Raw genomic sequence first — 24,486 nt, 5'->3', positions numbered from 1 at the left:
ACGAATTGAAAAATCTAAAAGGAAATGGGTTAGCTTCTCCCCTAAAGAAGATATTTCCAACAAACATACGATCATCAACTGCATGGTTGCATCAAACAGTAGCTTAATGTTCGTGCAAAAAGTAATTAAAGTCCATTCGCTAAAATGCGCTATTCTACAAAATAAACCAAGTGAATAATTTTAGAGTGAAGTGTTATGTAGGTCCTCCGTTTCTATGGTCTTGAACAAATCGGAAAGAATGGAATCCGACAATGGCTTTACTATAAAGTCTTTTACTATATCATAGGTTTTGGCCCTTTCAATGTCCTGATTATCTATTGAAGAGCTTACTATATACACTCTTGGCTTGTTCTCAATAGGCAATTTTACAAATTCATCCAAAAATTCCCATCCATCCATGATGGGCATATTCAGATCCAAGAAGATAACATCGGGCAGTTTCTCACCTGATCTAACCATTGAAGTAAGATTTTCCAAAGCTTCCTTTCCATCCTCATGTACAATAACAGAGGAACCAAAACTGCTGTTGTAGTTTAATAAAATTTTGGTTCCATAAACAAAAATGGGATCATCATCTATAATGCATACTGTCTCTATCTTCATAATCTTAAAAAGTGTAAAAGGGGATATTCAAATCGCTAGTGCATAGTAATCTCCGAATAATTACAGGGGTTATTATTAAGCTATAATAATTCAGAAATAGTGCCAAGGATTTGACGTTCCTTATTTTGGGTAAGTTTATTTTTACAATGTAATATTTTTCCTATAAATTTTGTTTGTACAAATGTAGGTAAAAATATCAAACCGATAGGGAGTATTTCATGCCAATCACCTGCATTTCAACGGATAAAGGTGCATTTCAAATAAAAGTTCACATGCTTTTGCCTATGGCAGGTGTTTATTATGGGTTTAGGATACTACAAAAGCTGGTTATATACAATCACTTTCATGTCCAGAAATGTCCAAAAAAATCACATTTGCAGCATGACCAATAGTTCATGGCCCCAACATCATTTTTAGTGATCTAATACCCTTCAGCCCTTTTTAACATATAGCTATTAACTATTTTACCTTCCTTTAATTCGTTCAATAACCAGGAATCCTTGTTATCGCCATCGAGCAATCTCCAATTCCTTTCAGGCTTTGCTAAAAGTTTTTTTACCTCCCTTGGAAAGGCATTTGCCGCCCTGGCATTTTCCCAAGTTCTAATTACCTTAAATATGGCTTCCTTTTCTGGACAGCTTTCCACATCTTTCTGATTTAAATAAAGACTATATGTAGTACCAATCCCAACTGAAATTGCTTGTATATGTTCATATTGCTCAACCGTGGAATTGGCATTGATAGGAAAATTCCCCCCCATTCCCACGGGAAAATAATTGGCATAGGTTACATCCCTAAGATCCTTTCCCTGGCTTGTCGTACTTCCCCATTCCCTAGTTTCCACATCATATAGATTCTTCCCCCCTCCTACATTCCATATACTTTGATAATGCCATGAACCCTCGGATAAAGTAGCTCCCGTAAACCGGATAGGCGGAATACCGTGCTGAGCAGCCCTGTCGAACATTTTACCAAAAAAACGCTTGGCCGAATAATATCCTTGCCCGTTATTAAACAAAAACTCCTGGCCATCAAAATCGTAATAACCCAAACCGTTAATGTAACTTACATCAGCATAATACTCTGCAATTTTATCCTGAAGCTGCATATTAGGTATCAATCCGTCGTAGCCGTAATTAATTGTTACCTGTAATTTACATATAGTATCATTGGTTTTGTGTTCTGAGGGCGTAGTTCCCCAGTAGCCCCGTTCTACATTCAAAAGGCGATAAGGTTCGTCTTCCGAAACCCCTAGATAATGGATAAGTTCCTTCCCTATTTTTACCATATTCAGGTTTTTGGCATGCCCCTCCCAACTGGCAATCTCATCCAAATATTTGGGATCGTTTACAAGTATAAGGGTATCTGTTGTGCTAATTTTATTTGCCAATAAACGTACTTGTTGGCAACAAAGACTATCACTCGGAATTGGACTAGCATCCTTGGTCCCTGGGGCCAAGGAGGTAGTAATAGGGGTCCTCCCTATGGTAATCCCATATTTTGCCGCCATATTGGCGAATGCCTTATGCGACAAATTACCAGAAGTCAGTTTCAATGGTTTCTTTTCGAAACCCTTCCCGTCTATATACCCCCCGTTTCCGCGATCTGGCCGCAAAAAACTCTGATCGTAAAGACTGATGGCCTTATAGCCCAATCTGGAGGTATAAGATATAATACTATCGTAAAGACCCCCGCTGGTAATGGCATCCGGAACATAAGCGGCAGGGTCCTTCACCCATTTTCCATCCAAGGTGGGATAGGGAAGTCCTTCAGACAAAACAATATCTTGAATAACGTCCATCAAGGCCGTGCTATCCGGACTGCCCCATAAAGCTACCGAAGACCCAATATAATCCACACCGGGCAAAGGTTCAACTTGCAAATGGTTGGGGGTATTAGCCTCCATATTGGGAATCAGTGAAAAATAGACTTCTCTCTCTTTTGTTCTGTCCCTTGAATTATAGGTAATGGATATCCTTCCCTTATCATCAATTTTAGCAGCATTGCCATACAAAATTCTATAATAAGGTTCTTTATGGGCATAAAAGGCTACGTCACTAATTCCGTTGCCGCCCAAGGTAAAAATTTGCCCCTCATATAGTTCTTCCGGCAATGGGTATTGGATAGTATCAGGCGAGTGGATGACATACTGAAAAGGTGCGGCGTCTCCTATGGTCCTAGACGTGCCGCCCAAGGTATTGTCGTCCAGGGCCAGCATCCCCAGGGCATAATTGACGGTTTCACTGGTATCACGGGCCACTCCAATAATCTCCCCAAAAAGATTGGTAATATTGGTATGGATAGAACCCCATTGGACGCCTTCAATATCTTCCCGGTTGGTCAGGGAAACAAGGGTGAATTTTAGATATTTGTCCTTTGGCTCAACCCTGATTTCCGCTCTGGAATTATTGGGATAGTCAAGCCTTATAATATTATTTGGCAAATTAAATTCGGCACTCAGCGGCCGGTACAAGGTGTCTAGCTTGCTATTGTACAAAGTCAAAAGTGGAGAAGGTTTGTCCGTTGGACTCAGCTCCCTTGCTTGCACCTTTGTAAGGTCCTCTATGCTATAAATAAGTCCCTGCTCATTAATACTTATTTTCAAATAATTTGTAGTAAAACTGCTTTTTGAATTCGGGGAACAGCAAAGTACTAAAACAAAAAATGGCAAGAGATAAACCCCACGCCAATATTTCTTTACATATTGACCAATATTAACGATTACTTTTATCAATTTAGTTAGGTATTATAATTAATAAAAAATTCTTATTTAGATTGCCAAGAACAAATCCAATATAAATATAGAAGCCACATCTCTAATCAATATTTGTATTGGATATATCGATGTCGATGGTAAGGCTATCCTTAGCAATAGAATCCAGCGGCATCTGGCCTGGAAAAATACCTTGAACACTATCTATTTCTATGGGTTTATCCTTTAATATGGCTAGGGTATCCTTAATTCGCAATTCCTGTAAATAGGTAGAATCGGTTTGAGCCAACTCATAAGCCTCTGTCGCATTAGACTCTACGAAAGGCCTACAGGGGAAATAATCAAAATCGTACTCAAAATTGGTAAGCAAAGGTCTTTTCCAATAACTCAAATTTTTAAATACGGAGGCTACAATTGGCAGGGCAGTATTGGCACCAGAACCCATACTAGTGGACGCAAATTGTACCCGTTTGTCAAAGGTGCCCACCCAGGAACCAACTACCAGCTCTGGGGAACAACCAATAAACCAGCCATCGCCATTATTTTGAGTAGTTCCCGTCTTGCCTATAATATTATAGGGAATCTCATAACCCAATAAGCGCGACCCAGTGCCATCCCTAATAACACTTTCCATCATTTTCTGCAAGGCCTTAATATTTTCGGTGCTCGCCACCCTTCCTTCGTACCGCGGTTTTGCTTCGAACAAAACATTGCCCTGTTCATCTTCTATGCGATCAATGGCATAAGGTGTTATTTTGCTTCCGCCATTGGAAATACTGGCGTATGCTGTTACCATTTCCAACAAACTGATATCGGCCGTACCCAATACAATGGATGGCACATTAGGAAGTTCCGATTCTATACCCATTTTCTTTGCCTGGTCCAAGACCCTCTCCGTACCGGTCTTCAATTGCAGGGTTACCGAAACCGTATTTATGGAGTTTGCCAAGGCACCATGCATGGCATAACTGCCCCCATACTTATTATTGGAATTTCGCGGTCTCCAATCCTCGTATTTGGAATATGTTACAAGATTATTGTCATAATAGTTACAGGGGTCCTCCCCTGCCTGCAAAGCTGCCAAATAGGTAATAGGCTTAAAAGTAGAGCCGACCTGTCTGGGCGTAACAACATTGTCTATTTGACTAAACCCGTAATCGATGCCACCTACATAGCCCATTATCCTGCCAGAGACACTGCTTACAGCTATAACCCCAGCATGCAACCTATTGATACTTTTTGCAATAGAATCCTCCAAAGACTGCATTTGCTCTTCATACCCCTTGCCAATTACCCAATATCTTCTTTTACGCTTTTCCTTGACAAAGGCGGCAATTTCTGCCTCGGTCCTACCGCTTTGCCGCATTTGCTGTACTTCCCTATTTTGATCTACCAATTTTTGAAGAAGCACTTCCTTACCGCCCTCTGTGGTCGCTGCCGCCCAGTAGGTATCCATAAGTTTCTGTAGATTGTCCGCCTGTCTATGCAGGGCGGCTTCCGCATATTTCTGTATGTTGGTATTTAAGGTGGTATAAATGTTTAAACCGTCCGCTTCCAAATCGTAGATATGACCGTCTGGTGCTGGGTTGTCCTCAGCCCAAATAGCAAACTCCGTTGCTACATAATCCTTGAAGTAAGCAGAAAAAGAAGACACTTTCTTTGGAGTCTGATAATCCAATTTTAAGGGAGTCTGGGCCTCCTCAAAAGTTTCGGGGGTAATATAATCGTATTTAAGCATTTGAGACAGTACCACATTCCGTCTCTGTTCGGCCCTTTCCGGAAAATTTCTTGGATTGTAATAGGACGGGGCCTTTAGTAGCCCAACCAAGGTAGCGCTTTCGGGCAAGGTTAATTCCTCTGGCGCCTTATTAAAAAAACGAAACGCCGCCTTTTCAATACCGTAGATATTTTCGCCAAAGGAAACGGTATTGAAGTAGAGCAATATTATATCCTCCTTATCGTAAATACTTTCCAGCCTTCTAGCTATGAATATCTCCCTAATTTTATTGATCGGTGTAGAAAGAAAAAACTGTTTCTCCCTTCCGAACAAATTTTTGGCCACCTGTTGGGTGATGGTACTACCACCCCCAGCATTCTGCTGCAAAATGATGGATTTTATCAATACCCGTGCATAACTTTTGTAGTCTATCCCCCTATGTTCATAGAACCTTGAATCTTCCGTAGCCACTAGTGCCTGGATCAGGTCGGATTTTATTTGGAAACTATCGGCATTTGATCTGTTTTGAAGATAATAGTACCCAATAGGCTCTTTATTGGAGGCATAGATGGTAGAGGTAACAGGGTTTTTTAGGCTTTTTAAGTAGGCCTTGGAAGGTAATTTCCCAAAAGCACCAAGGTAAATAACCAGAAATAGTAAAATTAGACTACAAAATCCGGCAATAGCCGCAAACAATAATGACTTAAAGGGATGTTGCCTAACATAGGCGAATAATCCACGAAACCTTGACCACGTTTGTGCCAAAACCTTTTTTACACCTTCAAACATCATAATACCTTTTAACAAATTTCCACAATTAAAATTCGATTGCAAATAAAAATAATTTAATATTCATTAACTGCTACCTTTTTCATCTTAAATAAGTTTGAGCGGGATACCAAACCATATTATTCCAGGGAACCATTACTTACAAAAGTATCCGGGACCTTAAAACAGACGGATATAAAATAGGTTGTGGACCAGCCTTAACTTCAACTATGCCGACTGGACCACGGTGCATTGGACGATTGTATTGATTTACATCAGAAATAATATTAATTACACCGATTAAATCCACATTAACTTTTATAATTTGAAGTTGTTCTTTATCTTGCTGATTAATTGCTTTTTAGAGGCACGAATTTCACTTTAAAAGAATTATAATTTTAAGATAATTTGTAACATTTGCTCATTATCTTTGTAGAACAATGTGGAATTCCTTTGGGCAAAGTAGATTTATAACCGCAGGTAAATTAGGTATCTGAAAATACTGTATTGATGGCTTTATGAGCTTTAGTACATACAACGGGAAGTTTATTTACATATTTAGAATCCGATCTTATGATAACACAGGTAACAAAAGGCATTAAAATTTCGGTAAACACTAGTTTTGAAGGAACTTTCTTCAAGAACTACAAAATGCATTTTGCTTTCGGTTATACCATAACCATAGAAAACCAAAGCAAGGATTCGGTACAATTGACATCACGTCATTGGCAGATATATGATTCCTTGAACGAATTGGAAGTTTTGGACGGGGAAGGCGTTATCGGCAAAAAGCCGGTTATCAAACCTGGAGAATCCCACACTTACAGTTCCGGATGTTTATTGGCCTCCACCATTGGAGCCATGAAGGGCCATTACAATATGGTAGGTATAAATAATTCCGAAAAATTCAGGGTCTACATTCCTACTTTTAAGTTTAGTGCCCCATTTGCCTTGAACTAAAGTTTAAACCTTACTTTTTTACTGAATACTTCCATGGGTTATTTCATGGAAAACACCTTGCACTGTAACAACAACAATTACAGTAATTCCCTTTATTGCCATTCTTTCTCCATATCCCAAATTTCACACCCCACTTAGTTTTATTTTCGCCGATGCATTTAGTACCTTTGGCGTGAATTTGAACTTAAAAAATAATATCATGGGCAAAGGATTTTTTCAAGTCCCCACGGCATATAACGAACCAATAAAAAGTTATGCCCCCGGCACACCAGAACGGGAAGAAGTATTAAAACAATATAACACCTATTTCAATGGTAACGCAGACATTGCTATGTACATTGGAGGAAAGGATGTAAAAACCGGAAACACCAGAACAATTTCCCCACCCCACGACCATCAACATGTCGTTGGACAATACCATACTGCCAACAAGGAAGATGTGTCCAATGCCATTTCCAACGCTTTAGAAGCTAGGAAACAATGGGCAGATTTGGAATGGGAGCAACGCGCTGCAATTTTCCTAAAGGCCGCTGAGTTGATTGCAGGACCATATAGGGCAAAGATCAATGCCGCAACCATGATTGCGCAATCAAAAAATATACATCAGGCCGAGATTGATTCTGCCTGTGAACTTATAGATTTCCTTCGTTTCAATGTTGAGTATATGTCGCAGATCTACGAGGAACAACCAGATTCTGCCGAAGGCATATGGAACAGGGTGGAATACCGACCTTTGGAAGGTTTCATCTACGCCATAACCCCATTTAATTTTACTGCAATTGCCGGAAACCTTCCAGCAAGTGCGGCAATGATGGGAAATGTGGTATTGTGGAAACCCAGTGATAGTCAGGTGTTTTCCGCCAAGGTAATCGTGGATATCTTTAAGGAAGCCGGACTACCCGATGGCGTTATAAATGTGGTTTATGGAGATCCTGTAATGATTACAAAAGTAGCTTTGGACAGTCCGGATTTCGCCGGAATCCACTACACTGGATCCACCCATGTATTTAAGGAATTGTGGAAACAGATTGGAAACAATATCCACAAATACAAAACTTACCCTAGGATTGTAGGCGAAACTGGGGGCAAGGATTTTATAATTGCACACCCTACTGCCAACACAAAACAGGTCGCAACTGCCATTGTGAGGGGAGCTTTCGAATTCCAAGGTCAGAAATGTAGTGCCGCCTCCAGGGTTTATCTTCCAAAATCCACATCCAAGGAAATATTGGAATATGTAAAGGCCGATGTGGAATCGTTCAATAAACCTGGTTCTCCCGAAGATATGGGCAACTTTATTACGGCCGTTATCCATGAAGCTTCTTTTGACAAATTGGCCAAGTACATTGACCAGGCCAAAAAGGATAAGAATGCCGAAATTTATGTGGGTGGAAATTATGACAAATCCAAGGGCTATTTCATAGAGCCTACCGTGATCGTAACCACCGACCCAAAATATACCACCATGGAAACTGAACTTTTCGGACCTGTGGTCACCATTTACGTGTATGAGGATAAGGACTGGTCCAAAACGCTTACATTGGTCGATAGCACCTCCGAATACGCACTTACCGGTGCCGTACTCTCAGGAGATCGTTATTCTATTGCCGAAGCAACCAAAGCATTGCAGAACTGTGCCGGCAACTTCTATATTAACGACAAACCTACAGGTGCCGTTGTAGGCCAACAACCTTTTGGTGGAGCAAGGGCTTCCGGCACCAATGACAAGGCTGGTTCCGCACAAAACCTTTTGCGTTGGGTCTCCCCAAGGCTTATTAAGGAAACTTTTGTTACTCCAGTAGATTATAGGTATCCATTCCTAGGATAAGGGAAGCAATATAAATAAACAGGGCCCGTATTTGCTTCATGCAGATACGGGCCTTGCCTATTATATTATTCTACCCCTCCTTTACAGGCAACTACACATCCAGAGTTTGCTCCTTAAAACCCTTAATTTGGGCAGTCTAAAGCCATCTATTTCCGAATAAACCTATGCCAAAGCACACATTTAACATAAATTAAACCATCTTTCACACAATTATAATGTAAATTTAACGTTAAGTTATTGTAAATTTACAGTGAATTTAAAGTTAACATTAAAGCGAATGACCATGAAAGAAAGCATAGAAAACAAAAACCAGAGTAAAGTGAAAAGATTTTCATTTAGGAATATCCCCAATTACATAAAGGCCTATGCCAAAACTTGTAGAGAGTCCTATTACCACATGTTAAGTCTTTAGTACTAGCCCTTATATTTTACAGGTAAGTATACCAACTTTTTGGTTTCAAAGAATTCCTCTTCAAATATTGCCGAAAGATCATAGATTTCAACGGTACGGTATTCCTTTAATTCTTCTTCAAGATCTCCCCCTTTTAAATAAAGGATTCCATTCTTGCGTTCGTGTTCGGATTTCTTTTTTATTTTGCCCTTCACCCAATGTGTAAAGGTTGGCATAGCCGCTACTGCCCTACTAACTATAAAATCGAATTGTCCCTTAATTTCTTCCACTCTCGAATTGACTGCAGTGACATTTTCAATTTCCAATCCCGACACCACTTCCTGAACCACTTTGATCTTTTTCCCTATAGCATCGACTAGGGTAAAATGGGTCTCGGGAAATAAAATGGCCAAGGGAATCCCAGGAAAACCTCCTCCGGTTCCTACATCCAATACTTCCGCCCCGGGATTAAATTTTTGAAATTTTGCTATCGCCAATGAATGCAATACATGTCGCATATAAAGCTCATCTATATCTTTCCTGGAGACCACATTTATCTTTAAGTTCCAATCTTGGTACAAATGTTGCAGTTTTTCTATTTGCTGTTTCTGCAAATCCGTTAAATCTGGAAAATATTTGTAAATGATTGTATAGTCCATTTTGTTTCGTTAAATTTTTGCAAAAATAGTACTTTAACAGGCATGGCCTAAGTTTTAACAAAACAGTTATACTTAATTTGGGCTCTAATTGCCGTATATTTACAAAAAATTAAATCATGGACAACAATCCCATAAGATTTTCACGAAAAGACTCTGCCCAATTCTTCAAAACCCTAAATAAGCGCGTTAATGATTATTTCAAGGAAAACGACCTTAAAAAGACAGGGAACTGGAAATTGCACTTAAAAACCGCAGTAATGTTTGCCTTATTTTTGGCTCCCTATTTTCTAATACTAACCCTAGGACTTCCAAATTGGGCCAATTTATTGCTCACCATTACCATGGGCGTTGGTATGGCCGGAGTTGGCATGAATGTAATGCATGACGGTAACCATGGTTCCTATTCCAACAAAAAATGGGTAAACAAACTCATGGGCGGCAGTATCTACATCTTGGCCGGCAACGTGTACAACTGGCAGGTGCAACACAATGTACTGCACCATACCTACACCAATATCCATGAACACGATGAAGATTTGGAAGCAGGAAGGATCCTGAGGTTTTCGAAGCATGCCAAGTGGCACAGATTCCATAGATTTCAACATTTTTACTCTATATTCCTTTATGGCCTTCTTACATTCAACTGGGCCATAACCACGGATTTTCAGCAGATGTACCGCTATACCAAAAGAAAATTGGCCTATGGCAAGTTCCCAAATCCGTTTATGAACTGGAGTATGCTGGTAGTAACCAAGCTTATATATCTAACTATCTGGATCGTGTTGCCCATGGTATTTCTAGATATTGCATGGTGGAAAATTCTTTTAGGATTTTTTATAATGCATTATGTTGCCGGGGTAATCCTTAGCGTAGTTTTTCAATTGGCACATGTTGTGGACGAAGCGGAAACTCCCTTACCTGAAAAGGACGGTACCATGAAAAATACTTGGGCCATTCACCAATTGTTCACCACTGTAAACTTTGGCACTAAAAACCGTATAGTGAATTGGTTTACAGGAGGTTTAAACCATCAGGTGGAACATCATATTTTCCCAAACATCAGTCATATTCATTACACAAAAATTGCCAAAATTGTTAAAGAGACCGCAAAAGAGTTTAATTTACCATACAACGAATATAAAACTACAAGAAAAGCTATAATTTCGCACTTCAAACATCTAAAGGAACTGGGCAAAAAACCCAAATTACAATATCAGTAAATTATAACATAAAAATGAAGAACCATTTATCCGATAGGATCAATTCCATGTCCACCTCGGCCACATTGGCTATGGCCGCCAAAGCCAGAGAATTAAAAAATGAAGGTAAAGATATCATTGGCTTAAGTCTCGGGGAACCCGACTTTAACATCCCTGATTTTATCAAGGAAGCAGCCAAAGAGGCCATAGACCAAAATTACAGTAGCTATTCCCCTGTGGATGGCTATGCCGACCTAAAGCAGGCCATTGCCAATAAGTTTAAAAGAGACAATGGACTAACTTATGGTCTTAACCAGATTGTAGTCTCTACTGGAGCAAAACAATCCCTGGCAAATATTGCCATGGTAATGCTCAATGATGGTGACGAGGTTATTCTACCTGCTCCTTATTGGGTAAGTTATAGCGATATTGTGAAATTGGCCCAAGGTGTGCCCGTAGAAGTGCCTACAAGCATTGACACGGATTTTAAAATGACACCGGAACAATTGGAGAAAGCCATTACTCCAAAAACCAAAATGATGTGGTTCAGCTCCCCTTGTAATCCAAGTGGATCTGTTTACAACAAGGAGGAATTGGAAGGTTTGGCCAAAGTTTTGAGAAAACACCCCAACATTTTTGTGGTATCCGATGAAATCTATGAGCACATCAATTTCAGGGGAGGTCACGTAAGTATTGCCAATATTGAAGGCATGTACGACCGTACCATTACCGTAAACGGTGTTTCCAAGGCGTTTGCGATGACCGGATGGCGTATTGGATATATTGGTGGTCCGGAGTGGATTGCCAAGGCTTGTACCAAGTTTCAGGGACAGATTACCAGTGGAGCCAATTCCATTGCACAACGTGCTACTATTGCCGCTCTTAATGCGCCAATATCCTCCATTAAGTTTATGATCGACGAATTCCACAAAAGACGTGATCTTGTATTGGAATTATTGGGTGAAATAAAAGGATTCAATCTAAATGTCCCAGAGGGAGCATTTTATGTATTCCCAGATATTTCCAGCTTTTTTGGCAAGACACTAAACGGAACATTGATCAATAATGCTTCGGATTTTGCGCTCTACCTACTGGAAAAAGCCAATGTGGCTACCGTAACTGGCGAAGCCTTCGGAAATGACAATTGTATACGTATTTCCTATGCTGCTTCAGAGAAGGAACTAAGGGAAGCAATGGCGAGAATAAAGGCAGTCTTATAATATAGACTTTAGTCATAAAAAAAATGGACGTCCACATCGGCGTCCATTTTTTTTATCCTTTTTTGTATCCTATGTACGCTTCCAAAAATATGGCGAAAATAGGATCAATACCGTAAATAGTTCCAACCTACCCAAAAGCATTAGAAATCCACACCACCATTTCCCCAATGCGGGAAGGCTGTTAAAATTAACCAACGGATTTAGTGTCCCCAAGGCCGGCCCTACATTCCCCAGCGAGGATGCAGCCCCACCCACGGCGCTTTCAAAATCCAATCCAAGTGCACCAAGCACCAAGGATCCAATAATGAAAAGCAACATATAGAGCACAAAGAATGCAATTATGTTATAAACGATATTTTCCGGAACCGTCTTATTATTATATCTAACGGGAATTATGGCATTGGTATGGAGGGTACGCTTAAATTCCAACAGCCCATTCTTAATAATAAGCAAATGCCTCATTACCTTGATACCCCCTGCGGTTGAACCAGCAGAGCCCCCAAGGAAAAACAGCCCGAAAAAGAATATGGTCAAAAAGGGTGTCCAAGAGGTAAAATCCGCAGTAACAAAGCCGGTCGTCGTAATTACCGAGACCACTTGAAACAAGGTATGCCTAAAAGCGCTTTCCACCTCTCCAAATACCATTGGATGAAAATCGGACATAGGTACATTGGCCTGAAAATAAACTACCAAACTGGCAACTATGGTAAAGCAAAAAATAAAGATGGAATAGAATTTAAACTCCTCATCCATAAGCACTTTTTGCACTTTACCCTTAAAGGCATAATAACTTAATACAAAATTGCTACCGGCCAAAAACATGAACAAAATAACAATGTACTGAATCAAAGGTTGATCGTTCCAATAGGCCATACTGGCATTTTTGGTAGAAAAACCTCCCGTGGAAAGGGTTGCCAAAGAATGGTTTACCGCATCAAAAAAGGACATTCCCGCCAATTTCAACAACAAAGTCTCAGCCACGGTATAACTAAAGTAAATTAACCAAAGTCGCTTCGCGGTATCGGTAATCCTAGGATGTAATTTATCCCCACTTGGTCCGGGAGCCTCCGCGGCGAACAACTGCATTCCCCCAATGCCCAACAGTGGCAAAATAGCTATGGCAAGGACTATAATCCCCATACCACCTATCCAATGTGTTAGACTCCTCCACAAAAGGATTCCTTCCGGCAATGCCTCTATATCATCAACCACGGATGCTCCTGTAGTGGTATAACCGGACATCGTCTCAAAAAAAGCATTGGTAACGTTTGGAATGGCACCGGAAAAAAGATAGGGCAGCATCCCTGAAGCCGACATTACCAACCAACCAAAAGTAACAATGATATATCCTTCCTTTCGCTTAACCTCTTTTTTGTGGTTTCGCGTATAGAACATGGCCAAAACACCAACAAGCATTGTAACCACGGCCGCTAGGGTAATATCCAAGGTAGCTCCATCGTCATACACCCCACTTACCACAGCAGCCATAATCATAAAAAAACCATTACAAAGTAATAGCAATCCCATGAGGTGAAAGATAATTTTCGAATTTAAGCCCATACTAAAGGAATAGCTTTTCAATTTTCGGAATGGCACTTGGCAAACAACATACCACTACCCTATCGCCCTCTGTAATTCTAAATCCCCCTAGGGCAATAATCCCTTGATTGTCCCGGATTACCCCTCCAATGGTAGCTTCCTTAGGAAATTCCAGCTCTCTAATTATTTGTCCGTTTACTTGGGATGTTGGCTTTACAATGAATTCCAAAATCTCCGCATTTAAATTATTCAGCCGGGTCATCGCCACAATTTCCCCTTTCCGGATATGCCTGAAGATATTATTCGCAGCCAGAAGCTTTTTATTGAGCAGGGTATCTATCCCTATCGAGTGGGATAATTGAAAATAATCCATGTTCTCCACTAGGGCAATAGTCTTTTTAACATTCTTGGATTTGGCCACCAAGCAGGACATTATATTCGTTTCAGAATTTCCCGTAACGGCCACGAAAGCATCCATGGCCTCCAGATTCTCTTCCTCCAACAGTTCTACATTTCTACCATCGCCATTAATAATAAGGGCATTGGGCAGTTCATCCGCCAAATCGAAAGCCTTTTCCTTATTTTTCTCAATCAGCTTTACGTTAAACCTATTTCTGCAAAGATCCCTGGCGGTTTTAAAACCTACCTTACTGCCACCAAGAATCATAACATTTTTGATATCCTTCTTCTCCTTCCCGGTAAGTTTGTACAGTTCGTCCAAGCCCTCTCTGGAAGTTATAAAGTACACCTGATCATTTTCCTTAAAAACAGTATCTCCCCTGGGGACTATGGTGTATTGGGTACCCATCCTTTGAATGGCAATGGGCATAAAATGTAGCTCGGAAAATATCTGGGCAGCCTCCTTAACGGTCTTTCCCACAAAAGGCGCGGTACTGGGCAGGGATACACCCACCATGATCAAAAGACCTTCCTCAAATTCGTAAGTATTGTTAAATGCGGATTGATTCAACAAAAGTTGTATTTCCGTAGCAGCCAAAGCTTCTGGAGAAATAAGCTCATCGATACCCAAGTCCGAAAATCTAATAGCTTCTTTATTATGAATAAACTCAGCGTTGGAAATACGTGCTATTGTTCGCTTACAACCCAATTGTTTTGCCAACATACACAAAGTAATATTGGTGGTCTCCGAAGACGTTACCCCAATGACCAGATCGGATTTCTCCACTTGCGCATCCTTTAAAATAGCGATGGAAGTAGCATCCCCCCTCAGCACCCTAATATCCAAATGACTGTCTGCATAAGATAAGCTATCCTTATTACTGTCTATCAGAGTAATATTCTGGGATTCATACGACAATAATTTAGCCAAATGAAAACCTACTTCACCAGCCCCTGCAATTATAATTTTCATCTGTTATATAAATTGTTTTTCATCAACCGAAGTACACAATAATTAATGGTCAATTCCGTGTTGCCATAGTTTTACACCTTAAGTCACCTAAATTTAATTCTAAACCAAATCTATTTCCTTAGAATAACTCCTTGTGGAATTTCGAATTAAATCCATTTTTTCCATATTGGAAAGAAGCTTGTTAAAGCATATTTCAATTAAAATCTGAATGTAAGCGCGACAAAATTACATAATTAAATTGGGTTGTATTCTAAAATATGCGAGTTAAACAGATAGAGGTCAACTCTTATTGTAAAAATTAGAAGTATAACTTTAGGTCTATATAGTATCTTTACCAAAAATTTAATGATTATGGATAAAAAGGTGACCCCTTATAAAGATTCAACGCTAGGTAAAAAGGAACAGGTTACAAAAATGTTCGATACTATTTCCGGAAATTACGATGGACTTAACAGGGTTATATCTTTTGGGATTGATATTAAATGGAGAAAGCGGGTAGTATCCATAGTCTCCGAAAAAAATCCTTCCAAAATTTTGGACATTGCTACCGGAACAGGCGACTTGGCCATTAACATGATCAAAACAGGCGCCAAAGAGATTATCGGTTTGGATATCTCACCCGGAATGTTGGAAGTTGGCAAAAGGAAAATTTCGGAAAAAAATCTAGGGGACACCATCAAAATGATCGTTGGTGACAGTGAAAATCTACCTTTCGAAGCCAACTCCTTTGATGCCATTACGGTAGCTTTTGGGGTACGAAATTTTGAAAATCTTGAAAAAGGACTCACAGAAATATACCGGGTATTAAAGCCCGGAGGCTCGTTTGTAGTTCTTGAAACTTCCATTCCCACAAAAACACCCTACAAACAAGGTTATAAGTTCTATACCAAATTCATCCTGCCGGCCATTGGAAAGTTATTTTCCAAAGATCGCAGTGCTTACGCCTATTTATCCGAATCCGCAGCTGCCTTCCCCCATGGAAAACAGTTCAACAATATTTTGGCGAAAATCGGGTTTATAGGTATAGACAATAGACCCCAAACATTTGGGGTTGCCTCTATTTACGTAGCTACAAAGTAAAATATGAAAAATATTTTTGTTCTTTTTATTGTTTTTTGTGCACTAGGCAACACGGCCATTGCCCAGTTTAATGAAAAACCCGTAATGAACCTTGAAAATGAGGACAAGCCATTACTAAATTGGGGATATTTTTTAGGCTTCAATCAATATGACTTTAAATTTGAATACAAAGACGATCTACCCGATATTTTGGTGGACAAATCCTTTGGATTCAATGTAGGACTGATCGGGGAACTGCGACTAAACAAATTTTTGGACCTTCGATTTGAACCTGGACTGCACTACAACCAAAGAAATTTAGGATTTCCAGGATTTGATAACGAGAGGGATGCCATTAGGGAGGTAAAATCCACCTATATTAATTTTCCCTTGCTCCTAAAAGTAAGTACCAAAAGACTGGGAAATTGGAAGCCATTTCTTGTTGGTGGGGCATCTACCTCATTAAACCTTGGCAGCAATGAACAAAGTTTGGACGACAACAGCAGTGCCACCTTCCGAATGAAAAAGACCACATATTACTATGAAATGGGTTTTGGGATCGATTTCTATTTGGAATATTTCAAGTTTACTCCCTCTATCCGAGGGGTTTTCGCCATTAATGATGAATTGATACGAGACAATGACCCCAATAGCCCATGGACAGGCAATGTTGAGGCTATGATGACCAGGGGCCTATTCGTCAATTTTACCTTTGAGTAGAAAATAACCCCCTTCTAACTTCGTTTAACAGAATAGCGGTGGCCGTTGCCACATTTAAACTTTCTGCGGTTTTGGGTCCAAATTGTGGAATGCTAATTTTTTTACCAACCAAAGCTTCCATGGCTTCCGATACCCCATTGGCCTCATTCCCCATAACCAATATTCCCCTTTTGGGAAATTCTTCCTTATAGACCACGGCTCCATCCATAAATGCCCCGTATACCGGAACCCCGGAATTGCTAATAATCCCTTGCAAATCCCCGTATACAATGTTTACCCTACTTATAGATCCCATAGTGGCCTGTAGCACCTTAGGATTATAACAATCAACGGAATTGGATGAACATATTAAGCTCTTGACCCCGAACCAATCGCAAAGGCGGATAATAGTACCCATATTTCCAGGATCCCGAACATCATCCAAAGCTATGACCCAGTCCGAAAAATCCAGTGGTTCCGGTACCGGAATATGAAATACGCCCAGAACCTTATTTGGAGTGGACAATCCGCTCATTTTTTTCAATTCACCTTCACTTATCAACTCAACAAAATCGGCCTCCCTGCCCAGCACTTTGCTGTCCGTAACATATATTTTATAGACCTTCAGGGAAGAATCAATTAGTTCCCGAACGGTCTTTATCCCCTCCACCACAAACAAGTTGTTTTGTGTTCGGTACTTTTTTTGCTGTAAATTTTTTATAAATTTTATTTGGCTTTTAACAACCATACAAATAATGTATTTTTGACTTCTATGAGGACACGGCCGTGTATGCTTTTAAACATTACGAAAATAGGATTATTATTGCTAGTAATTGCAATTACCTCCTGCAATGCAACAAAAAGAGTTGCTGATGACGAACTCCTGCTGACCAGAAACCTTATTTATGCCGATAGCGTAAAAATTACCAATGAGGATATACACAGCCTTATTTTTCAAAAACCCAACAGCACTTTATTGGGATATCCCCTACGACTAAATCTTTACAACCTGGCCAAGAAAAACCCGGATTCTTCCTTTCAGGTCTGGTTGCACAAAAAAGAAAAAAGGGAGCAGCGCCTCATCAATATCCTTTCTAAAAAACAAGTGGAAAGATTGGGTGAATCCTTTTTGGTGAAAGGGGCCAGCGTATGGTTAAAAAATATCGGGGAACCTCCAACGGTCATAGACACTTCACGGGCAAGAAGGTCATTGCAAAGACTAAATGCCTATTATAAAAGCAAGGGGTATTTTAACAACTCTACCACCTATGAAATAGATACCAGCCTAAGAAAACAACGTGCCACCATAAACTACAAATTGGATCTGGGCGCTCCTTACCTCATAGACTCGATATCCACAAAAATTACCTCCTCCGCCTTGGACTCCATTAACAAGGCTAATAAGAGTAATTCCTTTATTAAACCAGGGCAACGAATAGATCTCGACAATTTCAATAGTGAAAGGGAACGATTGACCAATCTTTTTAGAAACACCGGAATCCACAATTTTCAAGAGAGCTCCATTTCCTACGACTTAATCGGAGACACCACCAAACTGGGTAACAACCAAAAATTGGATATCCTATTAAATATCGAAGATTTAAAAACTAGGACAGACAATGCTCTTTCCACCTCGGAATACAAGGTGCATACTTTTAAAAAAATCAATATTTACACCAACTACACCTTCAATAATGGATTGGACAGTCTAAAAAAGGTGGATTATAAAGATTTCACGATCTATTACCAGGGGAAATTGCGTTACAAGCCCAAAACGCTTACAGACGCCGTTTTCCTAAAAAAGGACAGTATTTACAGGGAAATTAACCGGATTAGAACATATAGGCAGATTACCAACCTTAATACTTTTAAATATCCAAATATTGAATTCGTGGCAGATAGTACAGATTCCGAATTAACCGCCAACATCTATCTTTCCCCCCGTCCTAAATATTCATTGGGTACCGATTTTGATGTAACCCACTCCAATATTCAGTTTTTGGGCATAGGGTTTAGCCCCTCCCTGCAAGCCAGAAATTTATTCAAAGGGGCAGAAAACTTGAGCATATCCGGAAGGATCAGCATAGGGGCATCAAGTGATCCGGACATAGCGGACAACCGGTTTTTCAATATTTTGGAAACTGGAGCGGATATCAACCTTAATTTGCCCCGTATTTGGTTTCCCTTTGTAAATACATCCAGAATTATACCCAACTACATGCTGCCCAAAACCAAATTATCGATTGGGACAAGTTTTCAGCAAAATATAGGTCTGGACAAACAAACCTTGAATACTGTATTTGGTTATAATTGGTCTCCTACAGATTTTAAAAAGAATACTGCCGAATTGTTAAATGTACAATTTGTCCGCAATGTAAACCCCGATCGATTTTTTGCTGTATACGAGAGTACCTATGAGAGTTTGGATGAAATTGCCGACAATTACGAAACCGAACCTGCCCTGGCCGATTATTTTGAGACCACAGATGACGGTACCGATCTGCAGTTGATTATTCCGGAAGGTACCACTGGCTTTACCAATGCCATATTAAATGGAGAGGTATCTTCCAGTGAAACTGACTATGAGGACGTAAGTAGTATTGAGGAAAGAAGAATTAGGCTTACCGAAAACAATTTAATATTCGCCAGCAATTACACTTTTACCAAAAACAATAAAAGCGGTACTGCCGATAACGATTTTTATCAATTTAGACTCAAATTGGAAAGTGCCGGAAACCTATTGTCCGGAATTTCCAAAATAATTCCCTTCTACACCAGTGAAGACGACAAACTATTGGTTTTCAACGTACCTTTTTCACAATATGTTAAAACGGAATTGGACTATATAAAACATTGGAGCACCTCAAGGACCAATGTTCTGGCCTTTAGGAGTTTCCTCGGCATTGCGATACCTTATGGAAATTCGGACAACATACCTTTCGTAAGAAGTTATTTTGCTGGTGGTTCCAACGACAACCGTGCCTGGTTGCCCTATTCCTTGGGGCCAGGAAGGACAGATAACATAAACGACTTTAACGAAGCCAATTTAAAAATCGCCTTTAATCTGGAATATAGGTTTCCTATAGTAGGCGATATAAAAGGGGCTCTCTTTGCCGATGCCGGTAATATTTGGAACGTCCTGGACAATGTCACCGACGAGAAGGCCACCTTTGAAAATTTTGGCTCCTTAGGAGATTTAGCATTAGGGACAGGTCTTGGAATCCGTTACGATTTTACGTATTTTGTATTCAGATTGGATATGGGTCTTAAAACCTATAATCCCGCTGAAGAATCTTCAAAAAGATGGTTTAGGGACTACAATCTATCCAACGCAGTATTCAACATAGGTATAAATTATCCTTTTTAGAGCTGATTATTTTATTACTTTTGTCGCATCTTTTTAATTAACTACACTAAAACAAGAATATGGCACACAATATTAAACCAGGAGTTGCAACCGGAGATGAGGTACAGAAAATTTTCAATTATGCCAAGGAAAAAGGATTTGCCCTACCTGCTGTTAATGTTATAGGATCGAACACTATTAACGGAGTTTTGGAAACTGCTGCCAGTTTAAATGCTCCCGTAATTATACAGTTCTCTAACGGAGGAGCACAGTTCAATGCAGGAAAAGGATTATCAAATGACGGTCAACAAGCCGCCATTTTAGGTGCAGTGGCAGGAGCAAAACATGTTCATCAATTGGCCGAAGCCTATGGTGCAACCGTTATTTTGCACACAGACCATTGTGCAAAAAAATTATTGCCTTGGATAGATGGTTTGTTGGATGCAAGTGAAAAACACTTCAAAGAAACTGGAAAACCGCTATACAGCTCTCATATGATAGACTTATCGGAGGAGCCCATTGAGGAGAATATTGAAATTTGCAAAAAATATCTTGCCAGAATGAGCAAGATGGGAATGACCCTGGAAATAGAATTGGGAATTACCGGAGGTGAAGAGGATGGTGTGGACAACTCCGATGTGGACGATTCCAAACTTTACACACAACCGGAAGAGGTTGCCTATGCTTACGAGGAGTTATCCAAAGTTAGCCCTAAATTTACCATAGCGGCCGCTTTTGGGAATGTACACGGTGTATACAAGCCAGGAAACGTAAAATTGACCCCAAAAATCCTTAAAAATTCCCAAGAATTCGTTACTAAAAAATACGGGGTGGAGCACAACCATATCGATTTTGTATTCCATGGTGGATCGGGATCTACCGTAGAGGAAATACGTGAGGCTATTGGATACGGTGTTATTAAAATGAATATCGATACCGATCTTCAGTATGCCTTCTTGGAAGGAATTAGGGACTATATTCAAGGTAAAAAAGATTATTTACAATCCCAGATCGGAAATCCAAACGGGGCCGACGAGCCTAATAAAAAGTTTTACGACCCACGCGTTTGGTTGAGAGAAGGAGAAAAAACGTTTGTTACACGTCTAAAAAAGGCTTTTGAAGACCTTAATAATGTAAATACCCTATAATCCCCCAACCCAAAAAGAGAGCTTATGTCGTCTTGGTTTAAAAGAAAGGAAAAAGGAATACAAACTGCCACGGATCAGAAAAAGGATACCCCAAGGGGCCTTTGGTACAAATCCCCAACCGGAAAAATTGTAGAATCCGATGAGTTGGCAAAGAATTTTTATGTTAGCCCAGAGGATGATTATCATGTACGAATAGGTAGTAAGGAGTATTTCGAAATACTTTTCGACAATAATAAATTTACCGAACTAGATGCCAAACTTACTTCCAAGGATCCTTTAAAATTTGAAGACACCAAAAAGTATGCGGATCGTCTAAAGGCGGCCGAGGCAAAAACAGGCCTTAAGGATGCCGTAAGGACCGGAGTAGGTAAATCCATGGGCAAGGATGTAGTTATTTGCTGCATGGACTTCAGTTTTATTGGTGGTTCTATGGGTAGTGTGGTAGGAGAGAAAATAGCGAGGGGCATCGATTATTCCATCAAAAAGAAAATCCCTTTTGTAATGATTTCCAAATCCGGAGGTGCACGTATGATGGAAGCTGCATTATCCCTTATGCAATTGGCCAAAACAGCGGCCAAGTTGGCGCAACTTGCGGATGCAGGCATACCTTATATTTCCCTGTGTACGGATCCGACCACTGGAGGAACAACAGCTTCCTATGCCATGTTGGGCGATATAAATATTTCCGAACCGGGTGCCTTGATCGGTTTTGCCGGCCCACGTGTGGTTAAGGAGGCAACCGGTAAAGAATTGCCGGAAGGTTTTCAAACCGCGGAATTCCTTCAGGAACATGGGTTTTTGGACTTTATAGTACATCGAAGGGATCTTAAAAAGAAAATTAATCTCTACATAGATTTGATAGAAAATAATCCTGTAAGAACGACCAATTAATTTTTTTATATAGGAACGATTTATTGATCGCTATTTGTAATGAATCATTACGAATAGCGATTTTTTTTATAAAGCAAACTACCTAGATGTTGCGATGGTTCGAAATACAATGTTTTCGCGGTCTTCTTGTGATTGAATGCTTCGGCTAATTATTGTCTTGCTGCTGTTCCCTACTAATTTTAAAAATACCAACTATATCTTTTGATTTGGCATTTGATTTTTTTTGATACTCATAAACTTCTAAGTCTTGGAAATTCTTTGTCGCTAAGATTATATCCTTCTTTGAAAGCCTAAATTCTTTTTTAAGTCCATAAGCGTAATCAAATGATTTTCTTTTTAAAAACTCAAAACCGATAGAATCCCGTGAAATATAATTTACCATATAGTCCACATTGTATGGCGAAGAATAATAGGAAGGTTCGTATTTAACAAAGTGGCCATTCATATCAGTTACCCTATCAACATTCAAAGTCTTAAAAGTATACAAATCATTTATTTGCGGGTCTCGCACTAATTCTTCCTTTAAATCAATACGATTATTTTTTGCGAAGTTCTTTTTTGATCCTGCTACAATTTCATTTACACTTCCGTATATGGCATAAATCAATAGAAACAATATAGGAATTGCAAATAACAATAATCCAGAATAACTCCAAATAGGAGTTTTTTGTTTAATCAATTTCAGATCGATTGCAGAGCGCATTTTTGGGGTGGTATCAGTTATTTGCTTACCTGTAACGCTATCTTTTATTGTCCAAAATTTATCGATTGGAAATATAGGAATATACCAAAAGTGGAAAATTCTTTGGTAAATAATAAATGTCATATTAGACGACTCCCGTAATCCAATTTCATTCGAAGAATAGGACTTAATCTTAAAAGAATATGTTCCAAATCTAATAATGCGCATATGACAAAATATTTTAAATATAACGATATACTTTTCTCTTCTAGTATTTCTTAGCCCTCAAAATAAATTTGCCCGTGATTTACATATTAAATTATAGATTCATATACCACAAGTAAACTACCTCTGGGCAGGCCCGAGAGGCATTGAAGGAATCCATATTTTAGATTTTGCCGGCCCACCTGTGGTTAAGGAGGCAACCGGTAAAGAATTGCCGGAAGGTTTTCAAACCGCGGAATTCCTACAGGAACATGGATTTTTGGACTTTATAGTACATCGAAGGGATCTTAAAAAGAAAATTAATCTTTATATAGATCTAATAGAAAACAATCCTGTTAGAGTATAAAAACAAAAGGCCCTGATCATGATCAGAGCCTTTTTAATTATGCAATCCACTACTTATTAAACCTTCTTAAAAGAATCTCCTTGGTTTCTCCATTAGGAAAGGTCAACATGCCCTTGGCATCACAACTGCCATCTCCAAAATCGAGACTAATAGTAGAATCGTTTTTAGAAACTTCCAAGACCCCACTAACGATAAACCGGCAGGACAATTCCCTGCGAAGGGAGCTTATAGTTTCCCTGGAATAGACATCACCCGCCTTATTGGTATAGGTACCCTTCCCAGAAATAAGGAAAACATTATCGGCCCAAAATCCGGAACCGTAACCTTCTACCCACTCCCGGGTCCTATTTCCAGTAAAACTGGCCACACTTCCATCCGACCATACTCCGTTATAACTGGCTACGGCATCGGATTGGGGATTACCATTATCATTGGAACGTTGGCGCACCAAGGTAGCTCCGCCCGTTACAGCCACCTCATTAAAGGTGAAATCCTCTAGGGAAAGGCTAATGGTCTTGGTTGCCGCATCCATATCCTTGGCATAACTTAAATGGATAATTCCACTTAATAGATTACCATTGGGCATTTCGCAACCCTCTCCAAAATCTATGGTAGTTTCTTTGGTATCACCGGAAACCACTGTTGTTATAGTGACGCATTCCGGTAAAAAATTGGAAAGAAAGAACGATTTTGAGGTAGCCCTGATCTCCTCGGTGGCATATACATCCTCACCTATGTTAGCTATTTCTTCCGAAATTAAATCGGCCTCATCGCTAGCGACAAGTTCGGCCACTTCAAAGGTGGCATCCTCTTCCACATTGGTGGACTCTTCATTGTTACAGGAACCCATTACCAATAAGACCATTAGCAACCATCCTGTTAAGTTCGAATTTTTGAGACTTTTTTTCATCTGTTTTGATTTTAATGTTTACAATAATAAAAATTTCAATTCTATCGCCGGCCAGCGCTCAGATCCATCATTGCCAATGAGACAATAACATTTCTTTAACGTTTTATAATAGGACGCCATATTCTTAAAAAAGTTTAATCCACACTTCAAAAAATATTGGGATAGCACCAGGTTTCTAAAAAAAAGTCTATCTTTGCGCCCTGATTGAAAA

Annotated in this window: 18 protein-coding genes and 1 pseudogene; 10 read left to right on the top strand and 9 right to left on the bottom strand. The window is 39.7% G+C overall.

What is annotated here, in order from left to right; all coding sequences use genetic code 11:
- Positions 1-180 precede the first annotated feature (180 nt).
- The 3 genes from BUA60_RS21055 to BUA60_RS21045 all read right to left on the bottom strand — a co-directional run bounded on the left by BUA60_RS21055 (position 181) and on the right by BUA60_RS21045 (position 5,825).
- Positions 181-603: a response regulator gene (locus tag BUA60_RS21055; RefSeq protein WP_072865278.1), complete on the bottom strand. Its 423-nt coding sequence runs from the start codon at positions 601-603 to the stop codon at positions 181-183.
- A gap of 421 nt (positions 604-1,024) precedes the next feature.
- A complete protein-coding gene (locus BUA60_RS21050) occupies positions 1,025-3,208 on the bottom strand; it encodes a hypothetical protein (RefSeq protein WP_218587958.1) in 2,184 nt (727 codons plus the stop codon).
- A 211-nt stretch (positions 3,209-3,419) separates the two neighbouring features.
- Complete coding sequence (locus BUA60_RS21045) at positions 3,420-5,825, bottom strand: transglycosylase domain-containing protein (protein WP_245802598.1); 2,406 nt, start codon at positions 5,823-5,825, stop codon at positions 3,420-3,422.
- A 549-nt stretch (positions 5,826-6,374) separates the two neighbouring features.
- On the opposite strand from BUA60_RS21045, the gene apaG reads away from it, so the two are divergent.
- Entirely contained in the window at positions 6,375-6,761 is a 387-nt protein-coding gene (gene apaG / locus BUA60_RS21040; protein ID WP_072865274.1) for a Co2+/Mg2+ efflux protein ApaG, read from the top strand.
- 199 nt (positions 6,762-6,960) lie between these two features.
- The gene (gene pruA, locus BUA60_RS21035; protein WP_072865272.1) at positions 6,961-8,589 is read left to right on the top strand and encodes an L-glutamate gamma-semialdehyde dehydrogenase; all 1,629 of its coding nucleotides are present in this window, start codon (positions 6,961-6,963) and stop codon (positions 8,587-8,589) included.
- 414 nt (positions 8,590-9,003) lie between these two features.
- Here the strand turns inward: pruA and rsmG are convergent, their stop codons facing one another.
- On the bottom strand, positions 9,004-9,639 hold the full coding sequence (gene rsmG, locus BUA60_RS21030) for a 16S rRNA (guanine(527)-N(7))-methyltransferase RsmG (RefSeq protein ID WP_072865271.1): 636 nt from the start codon (positions 9,637-9,639) through the stop codon (positions 9,004-9,006).
- Between the two features lie 116 nt (positions 9,640-9,755).
- Between rsmG and BUA60_RS21025 the strand changes: the two genes are divergently transcribed.
- Positions 9,756-10,859, top strand: coding sequence for a fatty acid desaturase family protein (locus tag BUA60_RS21025; RefSeq protein WP_072865269.1), 1,104 nt, complete (start codon positions 9,756-9,758; stop codon positions 10,857-10,859).
- 14 nt (positions 10,860-10,873) lie between these two features.
- Positions 10,874-12,058: a pyridoxal phosphate-dependent aminotransferase gene (locus BUA60_RS21020; RefSeq protein ID WP_072865267.1), complete on the top strand. Its 1,185-nt coding sequence runs from the start codon at positions 10,874-10,876 to the stop codon at positions 12,056-12,058.
- A 69-nt stretch (positions 12,059-12,127) separates the two neighbouring features.
- On the opposite strand, the gene BUA60_RS21015 is transcribed toward BUA60_RS21020, so the two are convergent.
- Together BUA60_RS21015 and trkA are read right to left on the bottom strand one after the other, a co-directional pair.
- On the bottom strand, positions 12,128-13,618 hold the full coding sequence (locus BUA60_RS21015; RefSeq protein ID WP_072865265.1) for a TrkH family potassium uptake protein: 1,491 nt from the start codon (positions 13,616-13,618) through the stop codon (positions 12,128-12,130).
- A gap of 1 nt (position 13,619) precedes the next feature.
- Positions 13,620-14,969 carry a Trk system potassium transporter TrkA gene (gene trkA, locus BUA60_RS21010; RefSeq protein ID WP_072865263.1) on the bottom strand — a complete coding sequence of 450 codons (1,350 nt, stop codon included), beginning with the start codon at positions 14,967-14,969 and terminating at the stop codon, positions 13,620-13,622.
- Positions 14,970-15,320: 351 nt separating this feature from the next.
- Between trkA and ubiE the strand changes: the two genes are divergently transcribed.
- Positions 15,321-16,049 (top strand): bifunctional demethylmenaquinone methyltransferase/2-methoxy-6-polyprenyl-1,4-benzoquinol methylase UbiE, encoded by a 729-nt coding sequence (gene ubiE / locus BUA60_RS21005; protein ID WP_072865314.1) that lies wholly within the window; start codon positions 15,321-15,323, stop codon positions 16,047-16,049.
- Between the two features lie 3 nt (positions 16,050-16,052).
- On the top strand, positions 16,053-16,748 hold the full coding sequence (porT, locus tag BUA60_RS21000) for a type IX secretion/gliding motility protein PorT/SprT (RefSeq protein ID WP_072865261.1): 696 nt from the start codon (positions 16,053-16,055) through the stop codon (positions 16,746-16,748).
- On the opposite strand, the gene BUA60_RS20995 is transcribed toward porT, so the two are convergent.
- Positions 16,735-17,475: a TrmH family RNA methyltransferase gene (locus BUA60_RS20995; RefSeq protein WP_072865259.1), complete on the bottom strand. Its 741-nt coding sequence runs from the start codon at positions 17,473-17,475 to the stop codon at positions 16,735-16,737. The genes porT and BUA60_RS20995 overlap by 14 nt on opposite strands.
- Before the next feature lie 75 nt (positions 17,476-17,550).
- Here BUA60_RS20995 and tamL point away from each other — a divergent pair, with 75 nt between their 5' ends.
- Genes tamL through accD form a run of 3 tightly spaced genes read left to right on the top strand, consistent with a single transcriptional unit; the run spans position 17,551 to position 22,112 of the window.
- Positions 17,551-20,094, top strand: coding sequence for a translocation and assembly module lipoprotein TamL (gene tamL, locus BUA60_RS20990; protein WP_317043222.1), 2,544 nt, complete (start codon positions 17,551-17,553; stop codon positions 20,092-20,094).
- A gap of 59 nt (positions 20,095-20,153) precedes the next feature.
- The gene (fbaA, locus tag BUA60_RS20985) at positions 20,154-21,221 is read left to right on the top strand and encodes a class II fructose-bisphosphate aldolase (RefSeq protein WP_072865255.1); all 1,068 of its coding nucleotides are present in this window, start codon (positions 20,154-20,156) and stop codon (positions 21,219-21,221) included.
- Positions 21,222-21,245: 24 nt separating this feature from the next.
- Entirely contained in the window at positions 21,246-22,112 is an 867-nt protein-coding gene (gene accD / locus BUA60_RS20980; protein ID WP_072865253.1) for an acetyl-CoA carboxylase, carboxyltransferase subunit beta, read from the top strand.
- Between the two features lie 145 nt (positions 22,113-22,257).
- Here the strand turns inward: accD and BUA60_RS20975 are convergent, their stop codons facing one another.
- Complete coding sequence (locus tag BUA60_RS20975) at positions 22,258-23,022, bottom strand: hypothetical protein (protein ID WP_143153253.1); 765 nt, start codon at positions 23,020-23,022, stop codon at positions 22,258-22,260.
- Positions 23,023-23,179: 157 nt separating this feature from the next.
- Here BUA60_RS20975 and BUA60_RS23330 point away from each other — a divergent pair.
- Positions 23,180-23,365: pseudogene (locus BUA60_RS23330) on the top strand (acetyl-CoA carboxylase, carboxyltransferase subunit beta); the annotation flags it as partial.
- Positions 23,366-23,414: 49 nt separating this feature from the next.
- On the opposite strand, the gene BUA60_RS20965 reads toward BUA60_RS23330, so the two are convergent.
- Entirely contained in the window at positions 23,415-24,275 is an 861-nt protein-coding gene (locus BUA60_RS20965; protein ID WP_072865249.1) for a hypothetical protein, read from the bottom strand.
- Positions 24,276-24,486: the final 211 nt, after the last annotated feature.

This window comes from Arenibacter palladensis (genome assembly GCF_900129275.1).
Taxonomy (GTDB): Bacteria; Bacteroidota; Bacteroidia; order Flavobacteriales; family Flavobacteriaceae; genus Arenibacter; species Arenibacter palladensis.
The sequence above is the reverse complement of the archived record's forward strand: the minus strand, read 5'-3'. Positions and strand labels throughout refer to the sequence as shown.